Annotated in this window: 6 protein-coding genes; 1 reads left to right on the top strand and 5 read right to left on the bottom strand. The window is 56.5% G+C overall.

Features of this window, described 5'->3' with window-relative positions:
- Positions 1 to 89 precede the first annotated feature (89 nt).
- Positions 90 to 449 carry a helix-turn-helix transcriptional regulator gene (locus tag RGW60_RS10210; protein ID WP_322204333.1) on the top strand — a complete coding sequence of 120 codons (360 nt, stop codon included), beginning with the start codon at positions 90 to 92 and terminating at the stop codon, positions 447 to 449.
- A 63-nt stretch (positions 450 to 512) separates the two neighbouring features.
- Here RGW60_RS10210 and RGW60_RS10215 read toward each other — a convergent pair whose 3' ends face one another.
- The 5 genes from RGW60_RS10215 to RGW60_RS10235 form a co-directional block, all read right to left on the bottom strand.
- Positions 513 to 920 (bottom strand): hypothetical protein, encoded by a 408-nt coding sequence (locus tag RGW60_RS10215; RefSeq protein ID WP_322204335.1) that lies wholly within the window; start codon positions 918 to 920, stop codon positions 513 to 515.
- A gap of 8 nt (positions 921 to 928) precedes the next feature.
- The gene (locus RGW60_RS10220; protein WP_322204338.1) at positions 929 to 1288 is read right to left on the bottom strand and encodes a hypothetical protein; all 360 of its coding nucleotides are present in this window, start codon (positions 1286 to 1288) and stop codon (positions 929 to 931) included.
- 106 nt (positions 1289 to 1394) lie between these two features.
- Positions 1395 to 1724 carry an Imm40 family immunity protein gene (gene imm40, locus RGW60_RS10225; protein WP_140672277.1) on the bottom strand — a complete coding sequence of 110 codons (330 nt, stop codon included), beginning with the start codon at positions 1722 to 1724 and terminating at the stop codon, positions 1395 to 1397.
- A gap of 3 nt (positions 1725 to 1727) precedes the next feature.
- Positions 1728 to 12680: a filamentous hemagglutinin N-terminal domain-containing protein gene (locus RGW60_RS10230; protein ID WP_322204341.1), complete on the bottom strand. Its 10953-nt coding sequence runs from the start codon at positions 12678 to 12680 to the stop codon at positions 1728 to 1730.
- Positions 12681 to 12722: 42 nt separating this feature from the next.
- Complete coding sequence (locus tag RGW60_RS10235) at positions 12723 to 14441, bottom strand: ShlB/FhaC/HecB family hemolysin secretion/activation protein (protein ID WP_322204343.1); 1719 nt, start codon at positions 14439 to 14441, stop codon at positions 12723 to 12725.
- Positions 14442 to 14881 lie beyond the last annotated feature (440 nt).

The following is a 14881-nucleotide window of genomic DNA, read 5'->3' on the forward strand; positions in this document are numbered from 1 at the left end:
TATTTTAATACCTTATACTGTGTCAAAGTCAAACCTTATCAGAGACAGGGCATACAGTTATGGAATCCGAAACGATCTGGTTCCTACCCATGCATTTCCCAACACGCCTAATCCAGCTGCGTAAGGCCGCCGATCTCACCCAGCAAACCCTGGCTGACACCGCGTCAGTACACGTCAATCAGATTCGGCGTTATGAGGCAGGGACGGCTCAACCAACCTTAGAAGCCCTAATTCGGCTTGCTCAGGCTCTGCACGTCAGTTTGGATGATTTGGTTTTCGCTGAAGGAGAACGCGGGCCGTCCGACGATTTGCGCCTGCGTTTCGAGGCCGTCAGCCATATGCCCGAAGCCGAGAAATCGGTTATCAAGGCACTGCTGGATGGGATGATTCTGAAGTATCAGGCATCGCGGATTATGGGAACCAGCAGTAACAACCAAGCGAGCAGTTAAGAAGAAAGGCTAACGCAGATAAAACAACACCGGCGCAAGGCCGGTGTTGAGGATTAGTAATGATCAAGAAAACTCTATTTTGCAATCTGACAGAGGGATCGAGCGGCCATCGGAAATAACCAATTGATCACCTTTGATTTGGGCGAGTAACAGACCAAGGCCAATTGCCCCTGCCTCAATATCTTTTCTCCAACCGTCAAGATCACCATGATAGGAAATCGCGTAAAAAAGAGGCCCCGAGGGCGGGGTGACTTTGCACCCGCGATCATTTACCCCTCCACGAACAGCATTCGGAGGCTCAGAAAAGCACGTAATGTTATTAAATTGTTTTCGGAATTTGTTTTTCCCATCGTCCGAAAAATAAACAACTTGCTGCCCATCCACAACCGTAACACCAGGTACATTTCGAGAGTTCGACTGCTCGATTTTTCCACCCAGAATTTTTTCTAACGTCTCCCGATCACTACTCATTTCACACCTCACTTTGTTGCCGGGGTAATTACAAACTTAAAGTTTGTGACGCCCGCATCGGTAAACACCTTCGAATAGTAACTAGCTAGTTCTGGGCTGTTTGTATGATAAATAGCACCGCCATCGAAACCAGAGGAGTATTTCTTCGCCTGATCTACCATTTTCGTCTGTTCAGCTACTGACCATGGCTTCGAGCCAGCCGGGCTTTCTGGGTTCCGAATAGAACTAGCCCAGTCATCGACAAATTTGGCTTCAATAGCTGTGGGTTTCCCGCCGATCACTGCCACTTCATCAGCGACACCGTTGACACGTTGCCCATCGACAAGCGCCGTGTATTGACGTTCAGCAAATGGAGTATCCCCATACATCCCACGCACACCACTTTCGTAACTCTGCGCCTTGTCGATTGCCCGACTACCACTCACAACAACGGGATTGGTTGTTTCCAGCGCAGTACCTGCGCCTTTTGCACCATCAAATTTTAGGCACTATCGCAAAAAGCCCCTCCGGCATTAAGTAGCTAAAAATATAACTCTTTGCCTTATCTGAACTGCGCTTAGAAAAAACAGAATCAGACTCATCGGGGCCTTGGTCGCAGTACCAACTGTCGTACGTCTGCTCAGCTTTCTCGCCAACCAATTGATATACATCCCCTCCAAGAATCGCAATTCCGAAAGCATCGAGTTCATAAATAGCATGTAAAGCGTCATCACGACCTAGGGCCCAGTTCCGCACCCCCAAATGGTCTAGAGATATACCTCTACTTAGAATAGGATCAATTTGCTCCGACCATATAATACTCATAGATCACTCCGCCGAGGTCGGTTTGAATAGTCGATGATTGATTGACCCGTCCGACTCCTTTATGAACTCGAAAACGCCTTGTTTCCCACGATACTCACCTGGAATTTTCAGCATGTCTCTTACCACACCATCTCCCCCTGTGATCTTCGTCACCTGTCCGGCCCCTTGGAAAGTTGTGACACTTTCCGGGAATCCATGAAGATCGCCAGTCTTGATCTGACCTAACACTTTATCTGTGTATTTCGTACCTGCAAAGAAATCATCCGCTACCGCACTTCCGCCTTTTGCACCAGTGCTGACTGGCTTGGCAACCGCCAACCCTTTCAGCTCTTGGATTTCCGCCAGTACTGTTCCGCTAGCCCCTATGGCACCTACGTTCAACAGTGGCTCCCACTGCGTTACCACTGTGGCAAGATAATTGAGGCTATCAGCGGCTCGTTGCAGCAAGAGACTTTTGTATCCTGCACAGATCTCGGTCGTGCATTCAAGAGACTGGATAGCCAATAGGCCACCCTTGATTGAATTGACCTCCGCCAGTGCGCCGCCAAGGCCACCAATTTTTAAAGCGTTCTCATAGTCCGCCGCGCTTTCTTTGCCAAAACCATTAGCAACCCAAGTATTGGTTTGGCATTTCTCATCTTTAGCACAGGCATTCATGTCTGTGACAAAGTCGCTCATTGCGTCGTGATTCAAATTATTGTATTGCATCGCATTTGCAGCGATCCATGCCGCAGTTTGTGCGCTGTTTCCATCCGCGTCCGGCGACACAATTGCTGCGGTGATGACACCTAACAACTGAGACGATGTTGTAAGCAGCAAATCTCGATTTGCAGGGCTCAGCGCAGTCATCGTTTGACGCAGCTGATTAGCGAACAACTCCGTTGCGCCAGCAGCAATAGCACCCGCAGCGAAGTCACCTCCCGCAGCTTGGGAAATCAAACCTCCGGCCAAAGCATGCAATGCCGCCTTAGATAGAGATCCGGTTTCCAGATCTAAATCCCCGATTGCATTGAAGCTCGTAGCAGCTACCGTATTCAGTAGTGCAGAGGTCAATGCTCGGCTAAAACTTGGATTTTCACCCAAGGCCTTTTCAAGGATAGCCGCGGTCCCACTTTGCAGAACCTGGTTGGTAGCAAAACCGCCAATTCCTCTTAAGCTACTCACATCTAGGACGACTTTACCGTTTGATACCGTCGTCATGTTAAGTGAGTCAAACAGACCAAATGTCAGCCCGGCAGTCACCCCGGAAACCACATAACCTTTTAAGGCGTCGCTGGAGGTCACATCTTTCACAACAGCCGCCAAATTGCCACGGTTGTCAATAAAACTGATAGTTGCGTTAGTTGCTGCGCTTGAAGCCACTGCTCCTGCTACGGCACCAACAGTTTCGCCACCAGCCATACCTGCGACTGCTGGCCCCAGAAAAGCAGCCAGCAAAATCGCAATAACGAGTTGCGCAGCCACGCCTAAACCAGAGCTGCTGTATTTGAAGGAATCATGGATTTCTTGCACTTGCCGCCAATCTACATCGCCGCGCTTGTCGGCTTCTTTCAGCCACGCCAACTGCGGGTCAGCCTGAACCATGGCGTCGATAGTTTGCGAGACGGTGTTCTGGTTGATCTGCCTGATGTCGATGTTCAAGCCGTTTACAGCGTTGATCGTCATCTGGCCTTTGGCGGTCAGTTCGCTTTGACGCAGGGTTTGGTCGGTGCTGCCCTTGCCGGACATCGACATCCAGGCCATGTCGCTGCTGCTTTTTTCGTGGTCCTCCTGATGAAAGTCTTTAACGCCCTGGAAAGTTACAGAGCCGCCGCTGTTGATGGTCAGGTCGTTGCCACTGTTCAGTTTGGCGGCTTGATACAACTGATCGCCGCCGCTTAGCAGTACCAGATCACCGCCAGTGCTGATCTCACTGCCGACGTTGGTTACTTGGGTAGTTTCGTCTTTCCTGCTTCTTTTACTGCCCCACCCACCCTTCTTTTTCATGTCATACAGCGAGTAATCGCTGTCTTGCGCCGCCAGCAAACTCAATTGCCCACCCGCAACCAGATACGCCTCATTGCCCGCCGTCACCTTGCTAGACACCAACGTCATGTCTTGCCCGGAGCTGAGCACAACATCGCCGCCCGCGTTTAGCGTCGTAGCAACTTGGCTGACGTGATCTTTTTGCTCGGTAACGTGACGAGACTTGGAGTCGAAGTGATCCTCGTCCGCCGCTGAGCCCAGGGTCAGGTTTTCCGTGGCCGCCATGGTGATGTTGCGCTTGGCATCAATCTGGCTGGCTACGGCGGTAACGTCGCGGCCAGCAGTGACGGATAAATCACGACCCGCACTAACGGAATCGCTCAGTTGGGTAATGTGTTGGTCTAGGTAGTTGCTGCCCGCGGTATATTTATTGTCGGTTTGTGCGGAGACCAGATTGACGTCACGCCCCGCGCTGATGGTGGTGTCGCGACCGCTTTGCAGTACACCACCGATATTGTTGACGTCGCGGCCTGCCTGAATTGTCAGGTCGTTGGCGGCTTCGATGCGGCCTGCGCTGTCGGCGAAGTCGTAGCGGGTGCTGACGTAACCGTTGCTGGCCTGGGCCTTGGTAACGGTGCGCTCGTTGAGTACATCGCCGCTGACTGCCGTAATGCTGACATCGCGACCGGCGATAATGCCGCCCGCTTTGTTGGTCAAGTCATTACCCGCCAGCAAACTAAGCCGACTGCCCGCACTCACCAGACCGCTGTTGACCAGATCATTACCGGCTGTGGCGGCAAGATTATTAGTCGCTTTAAGCGTGCCTGCGTTGTCGAGGTTTTTACCTGCGATCAGCGTGACGTCAGAGCCTTGAATTAGAGCCCCATTGGGCGCTAGACGGTTGTTTGCCTGAGCCAGATACAACACCGGCACCAGCACTGTCTGCCCATCTACAACTTCACTTTCCATCCACACAATGTCGTGGGTCAATGCCGCGACCTGTTCCGACGTCAGGCTCACGCCCACACTCAGATTCAGCGCGTTCTTGCTGGCGATGGCGTTGTCCATCAAATACTTGAGCTGTGCCTCGTTGGAGGTTTGGCCGTCGATGAACGCCTGGCCGGTGCGAGCGACGATGGCTTGTTCGATAAGGCGTTGTTCGTAGAGGCCGTCACCCAGGCGTTTGGCGCTGTCGTCCGGGTTGTAACCGAGACCGGCCAGCAGGTAATCCGAGCTCATGAACTGTTTGAGGTCGGTCAGTGCCGGGTTGGTTTCGATCCGGTATTTTTGCGGCTGGGAGGTGCTGGAGCTGGTGGGTATGCCTTGTGCGCGAGCGACGGTTTGCGCGCCAGAGGTGGCATTGGTTGCGCCGACGTTAATCGCCGATGCACTGCCCGATACACCGCTGCCTTGTCGAACGTCACCGGCCAGTTGCTGAGAAGCTGACGACGCCTGGCTGACGTTGCCCGGTTGGATGCCGCGACCTTGGGTATCCGAGGCGGTCTGGTCGCGCTGGGCCAGCGAGACGTTGGCGCCGCCGAGGGTCCAACTTTGTGGTGCGGTGCTGGTTTGCGAAGCGTCTACCGTGCTGCCACCCTGCCCGCTCAGTCGGAACAAACCGTTTTGGCCGGTAGGCAAACTGAAACCCGGAAGTGTCAGCGGGTTGACTTGTTGTTGAGCCAGATCCGGCGGTAATTGCGCGTTGAGGTTAACAATCGTCGGGGCAGCTTGACCGCTGATTTGAGTTGAGCCAACTCTTGATGCGCTTGAACCGAGAACGACACCTTCGCGGACAACGCTATTGGTCAGGTTTTGCGAGGCCGTTATGCTGACGGTGCCACCGGCTTGGACCACAGCGTTGGCGTAGCTCGAGGGGTTATTGTAGATGACAGTGTTTTCCACCGGAGTTGCATTCAACAGTGCAACTGGCACGGGGGCCTGAACACCGGGTTGGTAGTTAGGTGCCTGAATCTCCCAATCAATGGTCCGATCATTTTCGACACGTATGGTGCCGAACCCGGAAAAACCTTGGTGATCCCTCCCTAAAAAGTGGCCACTCATGGCGGTCAATGACTGGACGCCATCCTTGTTCCAAAACTCGAATTTTGGGGGCTGCATGTTGTGGTTGGAGTCATAAGGGCCCGGATCATTAGCGTCATAATTTGGATCACTGACCGAGTTGTACTGCATGGCGCCGATCCAAAAGCCAATGTCGTTGTCGAACGATTCCGCATAGGTGCGCTTAACCGAGTAATCCCCAACCGAGGCCCCTTGGTTGGTGAAGTTGGTCAGGTTTAGCGTGAGATTGTTACCAGCGCTAATCGTCGAGTCGGAGTTCAACAGATCCGTGCCTGAGACCAACATGTTACGACCCGCAGTCAAGCTAGCCGATGCGGAATCCTGGACGATGGTGGATTGGTAGTTCTGGACCCAAACAATATGGCCATCGGTATGTTCATCCTCGACACTGGGCACGAACTCACAGGTGTAGCACCCAACACCAATAGCACTGGAAACCAACCCGCCAGTAGTCTCAAAAACATCCTTCCGATTCTCAATATGACTAGCAGCCAGACTCAAATCACCCACGCTTTCAATCGTCGCCGACACGTTAGCAATCGACGAACTCCAACCATTGCTGTCGTCCTTGGCGATGCTGATGTTGCCGAGGCTGTAAATATCCGCGTAGCGGTTGGTGAAGTTGTCTGTGCGCAGCGCCATGTCGCCGCCGCTGAAAATCAAACCGTTTTGATTGAGGATGGTGCTGGCATTGACTCGCAAAGCAGCGGCACTGCCCAAGGTGCCTTGGTTGTTAAGCGATGCGGCGTTGACGGTCAAATCGCCAGCGGAGGTCAGGCGGCCAAAGTTGTTCAGGCTACCGGAGCTACTGACGACACCGGTCGTACCAGCGGTGATGCTGGCGACTGAACTCAGGTCAATTTGCCCTGCACTCAGACCTAGACTACCAACGCTGCTGACTTCGCCATTGCCGCCATACGTCCCAGTCAGGATAAGGCTCAGGCTGCCGCTACTGGCAATCAACCCATCATTACTCCAATTGCCCCCAGTCCCGACAAACGCACCGGATGCCAACAACTGCCCGGCAGCGGTCTGCGTGAAGTTATTGACGTTAACCGTCAAACGCCCGGCCTGGATCACGCTGCTGTTGGTCCAGGTATCGGCATTGAGCGTCAAGCCACCGCGGGTGACGATGCTGCCGCCCGCATTAGTGACGTTGGGCATCGACAAATCAAAGGTGCCAGTGCCCACATGCAGCAACGTGCCGCCCGTGTTCTGAAAGCTGCCCGCTGCGAGGATCAGGTCGCTGTTGGCGCTTTCGACGGTGCCGTTGCGGTTGTCGAACAGGTTGCCGATCTGAAAACGCGTGGCGCCGCTGGTGCCCAGGGCGCGGAGTTTGCCGGTCTGGTTATCGAGGCTGGCGGCGGTGATGTTGAGGGTGTTGTCGCTTTCGATGATGCCCAGACGGTTGTTCAGCGCACCGCTGAGGGTCAAGTCGATCTGGCTGCCGGCGATCTGCCCGTCGTTGTCGCCGCTGTTGTCGAAGGTGTTGCCGGTGAGGTTGATTTTGCCTTTGGCGTACAGGCCGCCGTTGCGGTTATCGAAGTTGCCGGTGGTGATCAATGCATCGCCGGTTTGCGCCGAGATGCGGCCGCCGTAGTTGTCGATGCCGCCCAGCGCGGTGATGCTCAGGTTTTGTGCCTGGGTGATGCCGCCCTGGCGGTTGTTGTTGAGGTCGTAACCGTTTTTCAGCACGCCAGTGAGGTGCGCGGTGAAAGCCCCTTGCAAACTGGAGAGCACCCCGCCACGGCTGTCGACGTTATTGGCGTTGAGAGTGAGGTCACCGTTTTGCGCAATGATGCGGCCGCTTTGGTTGTCGATGTCGCCCGTAACAGTGAGGCCCAGCGCGCCTTGGCTTTGCAGTGCGCCTTTGCCGTTCGCGAGGCTGGCGGCGTGTAATTGAACGTCGGCGTTTTGGCTGTAGATCAAACCATCGGCGTTGTTTTGCACCGCGCCAGTGGCGGTGAGCAGCAGTTGGCCGCTGGCGGCGACGGTGCCGTGGTTGCTGTTGTTCAGGCCGCCAGTGAGCAAGGTCATCAAGCTTTGGCTGGCGAGTTGGCCGCCCTGGTTGTTGATCTGGCTGGCACGTTGAACCAACAACGCACCGGCGCTGGCGAGTTTGCCGTTGGTGTTGGTCAGGGCGCCCAGCAGGTCGAGGGTGACGGCAGCGTTACTCGCCAAGGTACCGCCGCTGTTGTCCAGATCGCTGCCGGTGAAGCTAAGGTTTTGTTGCGCATTAATCACGCCTGCGGCGTTGCCCAGGGTCATGGCTTGCACGATGAGTGCTGCGCCGCTGTCGATCAGGCCGTGCTGGCCGTTGTTCAGCAGGCCGCTGACGGTCAAGATCTGGCCGCTGCCGCTGGACAGAATGCCGCCGCTGTTGTCGAGGCTGGCGGTGCTGACGGTCAGGGCTTTATGGCTGACCAATGCGCCGTTGTTACTGTTGAGCAGCGCACCACTGAGGGTGACGCCCACATCGCCGCTGCGGCTAGACAGCGTGCCGTTATTGCGGTTATCGAGGCTGCCGCCGCTAACGGTCAAACCTTGCCAGCCGGAGATCAAACCGTTTTGGTTGATCAAGCCGATAGCGTTGAGGCCCAACAGGTTGCTGCTGATCAGTTTGCCGTTGGTGTTGTCGAGGGTGCGCCCGCTCAGGTTGAAGCTTTGGCTGCTGGAGATTTCACCGTTGAGATTATTCAGGTCGCGTAGGCGACTCAGGGTCAGCGGTCCTTTGGCGGTGATCAAACCGCCTTGGTTAGCAATATCGCCGCTGCCAAGGTCCAGAGTGATCCCGGCATCGCTTAACAGACGCCCGCCGTTCTGGGTCAGTGCGCTCAGGTTGAGGCCGATATTGCCCTTGGCCGACACTTCGCCGCCATTGTTGGAATTCAAGCTGTTAGCGGTCAGCAGTAAGCTGCCCTGGCTGTTGATCAAGCCATTGGCGCTGTTATCGATGTTTGCGGCGTTGAGGGTCAGTGTGGTGCCGGCCAACAACAGGCCGGCTTGGTTGTTGATGTTTGCAGCGCCGACATTGAATGCCTGAGCTGCGTTAATCAGGCCGCTGCTTTGGTTGGTCAGCGAACCGGTCACGTTCAGCGCAAGGTCGCCGCGACTGGTCAGGGTGCCGCCGCTGTTGTCCAGCGTGCTGGCACTGGCATCAACGCCCGCTGCGGCAATCATGCCCGTGATGTTGCTCAATGCCTGATTAATGCGCAGGGTCAGGCTTTGGTTGCTCAGCAGTTTGCCGTTGCTGTTGTCCAGGGTTTGTGCGGTCAGGTTGAACGCTTGGGCGCTGGATATTTCACCGCCCTGGTTGGCCACGCCATTGAGGTTTTTCAGCTGCAATGGGCCCGGCGCGTTAATCAAGCCGCCCTGGTTGTTCAGTTGACCATGATTGAGGTCAAGGGTCAGCGCGGTGTTGCTGAACAAGCTGCCGTTTTGTTGATCCAGCCCGGTGACGCTGGCGGTCAGCGCATGGTTGCTGCCGATGCTGCCGCCGTCCTGGTTGGTCAGCTGCGCGGCGGTTAAATCGAGGCTGTCGGCACTGCTGACGCGACCACCGTGGCGGTTGTCAAAGGCACCGGTTTGAATCAGCAGCGGTCCTTTGCCGCTGATACTGCCGTGCTGGCTGTTATCGAGGCTGACGCTGTGCAGATCAAGGCTGCCATCGGTAACCAACTGCCCGCCCTGGTTGTGGACCGCGCCGGTGCTGTTGACGCTCAGGACACCCGCGCTGGAAAGACTGCCCGCGCTGTTGATCAATGCGCCAACACGCACGCCTAAAGTGCCTTCACTGCTGAACAGCCCGAGGCTGTTGTCCAGGGTGCCCAGCACGTTGACGTCAATGCTGTGCAAGCTCTGTACACTGCCGCCGCCGTTGTCCAGCGAAGTGCCGGTCAGGCTAAGCCCGGTGTTGCCGGACAGTAGACCTTTGTTGCGATTGATGACGTTATCGACGGCCAGCGACAGGCTGGTTCGGCCGAGTATGTGGCCGCCGTCGCTGTTGTCCAGTTGCTGGCCGGTCAGGCCGATGGCGCCTTGGCTGGATATTTCGCCGCCGCGATTGTCGATGTTTCCTACCGTCAGATTCAGACCCGAGGTGGCGCCGACCAGGCCTTTTTGACGGTTGTCCAGGCTGTCGCCGGTCAGGCTCAAGGCGCCTTGGGCGATCAGTTGCCCGCCTTGTTGCTGCAAGCTGCCAATGTTGGCAATAACGTCCTTTTTGCCGGCGATTTCGCCGAGGCTGTTGTCTGCCGTGGCCGCGTTGAGCAGCAGATTACCGTCGGCAATCACGGTGCCGTTGTGGTTTACCAAGGCGCCGTCGACGCTCAAGGTCAAGCCGTCATGGCTGCTGAGCAAACCGTCGGTGTTGTCCAGACTGGCGCTGTGGGCGTCCAATGCAGCAGCCGAAATCAGACCTTTGATGTTGCTCATCGCCTGGGCCAGACGCAGCGTCAGCGCCTGGTTGCTCAGGACCTTGCCGTTGCTGTTGTCGAGGCTTTGGGCGTCAAGGGTAAAGGCCTGCGCGCTGGAAATTTCACCGTTCTGGTTGGCAACCCCGTTGAGGTTTTTCAGCAGCAGCGCACCGGGAGCATTGATCAGCCCACCCTGGTTGTTCAACTGGCCGTGGTTCAGGTCCAGGCTCAGGGAGGTGTTGCTGAACAGCTCGCCGCCCTGTTGATCAAGACCCGTGAGGTAAGCGGTCAGGGCCATGGCGCTGGCGATACGCCCGGTGTCCTGGTTGATCACGTTGGTGGCGTTGAGGATTAGCGTGTTAGCGCTGGTCAAACGCCCGCCGTGGCTATTGTCGAAGGCTGCGGTGCTCACGCGAGTCGCGCCTTTGCCCGACAGCACACCGCTGTTGCGGTTGTCCAGACTGGCGCTGGTCAGGATCAGACCGGCATCGGTGCTGATAGAGCCACCTTGATTGTTGAGTCCCCCAGTGGCCGCAACTGTTAACGCCCCGCCACTGGAAAGACTGCCCGCGCTGTTGTTCAGGTTGGCGGCGTTGACCGTCAACACGCCATCACTGCTGAGCAGCCCGGCGCTGTTGTTTACATCGCCAGAGAGATTGAGCGCCAGCTGGGTCTTGCTGGAAAAAGTGCCGCCGGTGTTGTCGAGATCTGAGCCCGCAAGACCCAAGGTAGCGCCAATGATCAGCCCCTTGTTCTGATTGATCAGGTGATCGACGGTGAGCCCCAGCGCGGTGCCAGCGAGCAGCTTGCCGCCGTTGCTGTTGTTCAGGTGCTGAGCGATGACGGTGACGTCGACCTGGCTGGAAATTTCCCCGCCACGGTTGTCGACAGTGCCGACGGCAAGGTTTAGCGCTTTTGTCGCCCCGACCAAACCGCCCAGGCTGTTATCCAGCGTGGCGCCGGTGAGGACCAGATTGCCTTGAGCGACCAACTGACCGGCCTGCTGGGTCAAGGCGCCGATGTTGGCGGTCAGGTCGCTTTGACTGGCGATACGACCTGCGTTGTTGAGCACCACGCCCGCCTGTAATTGCAGCAGCCCTACGGCATTGAGCAAGCCGTTCTGGTTATTCAAAAGGCCAGCGACGTTGAGGTTCAGACCACCGTTGCTCAATACCCGGCCGTTATTCTGGTTATCAAGCGTGCCCGCGGTGATTTGCGTACTGCCCTGCCCGCTGATGGTGGCGCCCTGGTTGAACAACGTCTGCGCCACGGTGGCTTGCAGATTACGACTGGCGATCAAGCTGCCGCCGTTGTTGAAGCTGTTGGCGACGACACTGACGTCGCCCGTCGTGTTACGGCTGTTGTCGGCGTTGACCCCGGCTTCGACGATGCCGAGGTTGGTCAACTGCCCGCCGCTGGACAGGCTGATGCTGTTTCGCGCCGCGAGGTTCTGCTGGACGTTGAGGTCGCCTGTGGTGCTGACGGAGAGACTCGAACCGGCGTACACCGGTCCAGTGGCATCGAGGCTCGCGGCCTTGACGTTAACCGCACCACTGGCAGCGGTTTGCGCCAGGCTCAGGTGGCCGTTGACGTCGAGTTGAATATCCCCCGCGCTGGCCGCCAGGTTGCCCGCCAACCTGACCCCGACACCGGCTTCGGTGCCCACCAGCTTGATCGCGCCTGCATACATGCCGCCCAATGCACTGGAGTCGATGGCCAGTGCCGGAGCATCTGCCGGGTTAGGGCTGCGCGGAGTGGCAGCCAGGGTTTGCGCATCGACGTCGTTGCGGCCAGTGATGATGGTCAGCTGTTTGGCGTGCAATTCGGCGTTAAGTTTGGCCGAGCGGGTGACGATCTCGAAGCGGTCGATGTTGGTGGCGTTCAGGCCCGCGCCATCAAGGGTCACGCTGCCGCCATCGACCTGGTAGTGATCCAGCTTACCGTTGCCGTCGAGTATCGGTTTGCCGGTACTCAGGGTCACTTGCGGGCTGTTGATGAAGCCGCAGCCGTTGCAACTGACGCCATACGGGTTGGCGACGATCACATGGGCGGATTGACCCGCCACTTCGGTATAGCCGTTAAGCTGGCTCGGATTGCCGCCGTTAACTTCGTTAAGAATGGTGCTGGCGGCGCTGCCGTGAAAGTTCGGGTTGCCGAGGATAATCCCGCCCAGCTGGGTCGACTGCGTGCTGTTGGTGCCGTTGTTGAGGATCAGGCCCTGGGCGCCGACGTTGTAGTCCTGAAACTGGTTGTGCGACAGACCGCTGCCATTGGGCGCGGCGATGTTGACGATCGGTACGCCGTTGCCCGCTTGCCCGAGTGTGATGCCCGGCGCACTGACCGTAATGCCATCGGCCTGGGCCAACAGCGGCTGCCAGAACATCGCGTTGGCCAGAATCAGCGCAATGCCACGCTTTGACATCCCCCAGAAATGTTTACGCGGCGCAATTTCAGCCGAGGACTGGCGAGCGAGGAAAGCGTACTGATGAACGTCCATGTAAGGGTCTCGATGCGGTAAACAGGTGACAAGGGAAATTCTTTAAAGAAAGAAATCCATCTGGAAGTAGATCGGCGTTTCGTGTTCGCTCAGGGCGCCGGGGCGCTCCAGGGAATGAGCGAACGTCACGCTGGCGGACAGGTGCTGACCCTTGGCAAACAGCTCCACTGAGTCACTGGACACCCGACCGTGTTCCGCGCCGTTGTAACGGTCGCGGCTGATTACGCCCTGGTCGTAACCGAGGCTAGTGCCGTATTCGGCAAGCACCGGTCGCAACCAGCCCCACGCCACCGGGCGACTCCAGCGCAGGTCGTTGCGCCAGTAACCGCCGCTGTCGCCCGACAGGGTTTGGTCCTTGTAGCCACGGATCGACGACAAGCCGCCGAGACTCATGCGCTGCGGGCTGAACAGTACGTCTTCACTGTGCTGGCCAGTCATCAGGCTGCTAAAGCTCAAAGATTCGTCCCACAGCTTGAACGGCTGCAGGTAACTCAAGGTGCCGGTGTATTTTTGATAACGAGCGTCGGGTTGGCTGCCGCTGGTACGGTCATCGCCTTGCGCGCCGAATGCGCCGACGCCGTGTTGAATGCCCAAGTCGATGTTGATGAAGGCGCTGCCGATGCGACGGCCGTGGTTGATGCCAAACTGGGCTTCGCTGAGGCGGTTGCTGCTGACGTCGATGCGACTGTCTTCGATGTAGTTATTGCTGTTCAGATACGCCAGGCCGACGTTGAGTGAAGTCTTGCTGACCGCGTCGCGGTAGATCACCCGCTCGGCGCGCAACTGATGGTTTTCGCTGTCGCCGTTCTGTTTGAAGCTGAAGGTATTGGCTTGGGCTTCTGAGCGGTAATCACTTTGGCTGTAGCTGTAACTGAAATTCCACCAACCCCACGGCAAGTTGTAATTGAGGAAGGCATTTTTCGAGGTGCGGGTGTGATCGCTGACCACGTCATGGCCACCGCGCAGCATCAATTGATCGGACAAGCCCAGCGGGCTGTCCCACTCCAAACCGACTGACGCTTGCTGCTCGCCGGTGCTGCGCTGACCGTTGTTGTTACGCGACAACGAGGCTTGCCACGGTGCACTCGGGGTGTTTTTTACTAAGACTTGGCTGCCGCCGACTTCTTTGCCGGGCGTCAGCTCCATTTGCGCGTGGTTGTTTGGCAGGCGGTTGAGCTGATCGACCATTTGCTCGATCTCTCGCAGGTTGAGCAGGTTGCCTTCGCTGCCGGGGAAACTCATGGCCAGTTCACGGGCCGATAAACCGCTGCCGTCGTCGGCCTTGAGGCCTTCGAGTTTGCCCTCGACCACCAGAATGCTCAGGTTGCCGCTGGACAGATCCTGTTGCGGTAAATAGGCACGAGTGGTGACCATGCCTCGGTCGAGGTACAGGTCGGTGATGACTTTTAACAGTTCATTGAGCTGGCCGACCCCCAGGCATTTGCCAAGAAACGGGCGCGTCAGTTGCTGGCGGTCGGCCTCGGAAAGATGATCGGCGCCTTTGATGTCGATGTGCTGAATGTTGAAGCAGCGGGTTTCGGCAGGCGCTGTCGGCGCGCTGGGCAGGCTTTGTTTACCCGGCAGTTCTTGCAGGTCATCAAGGCGCTTGCGTTGCTCTTCCAGCAAGCGGTCCTGGCGTTCACGAATCAGGTCTTGTTCGCCGGGGGAAGGTCCGGGGGCGGCCGACGCCACGTTTAGCGCACTCAAATACACCAGTAACGCGAAACCACACAACCTCATCCCGAGGGTGAATACCCACATACTTTTCGTTCCTTCGAAGACATGATCAATATCAATATGCCAGCAAGGGTAATTAGTTAGCTTAATGACGTCAATTTATTGCGTCAAAATATTTCAAACTAGAAATATTCCTCTTCCAGATCATTAGCGCACTAAGCAGTTTCGGAGAAACTCGGCAAAAAAATCTTGGCTCCGCAAAACGACAGAGGGGGTCGAAAGCGGGTGGCCCTCGCCCTGGCTGGAATTTGCTTTGGTCAATTAAACAGTATTAACTTTTATCCATAACTGGCCCTTGTTGCCGCTTCAGGTAGACATGATCAAACATACCCTTAGCTGTCTGGAACCTGTCGACCACCAAAGATAGTTTATAAATAGGGTAGGCATACAACAGCCTTTAGTTTATAGAGAACTAGCAATAGGCCAGAGACCACTTGCCAAGTGGATCGATGAGGCCGTTAAAC

The organism is Pseudomonas sp. AB6 (assembly GCF_034314105.1).
Classification (GTDB): domain Bacteria; phylum Pseudomonadota; class Gammaproteobacteria; order Pseudomonadales; family Pseudomonadaceae; genus Aquipseudomonas.

Bases quoted from the DNA above. Each gene is read 5' to 3' on its own strand.
- RGW60_RS10210 (WP_322204333.1), top strand. From the start codon at position 90: ATGCATTTCCCAACACGCCTAATCCAGCTGCGTAAGGCCGCCGATCTC.
- RGW60_RS10235 (WP_322204343.1), bottom strand. From the start codon at position 14,441: ATGTGGGTATTCACCCTCGGGATGAGGTTGTGTGGTTTCGCGTTACTG.
- RGW60_RS10230 (WP_322204341.1), bottom strand. From the start codon at position 12,680: ATGGACGTTCATCAGTACGCTTTCCTCGCTCGCCAGTCCTCGGCTGAA.
- imm40 (WP_140672277.1), bottom strand. From the start codon at position 1,724: ATGAGTATTATATGGTCGGAGCAAATTGATCCTATTCTAAGTAGAGGT.
- RGW60_RS10220 (WP_322204338.1), bottom strand. From the start codon at position 1,288: ATGTATGGGGATACTCCATTTGCTGAACGTCAATACACGGCGCTTGTC.
- RGW60_RS10215 (WP_322204335.1), bottom strand. From the start codon at position 920: ATGAGTAGTGATCGGGAGACGTTAGAAAAAATTCTGGGTGGAAAAATC.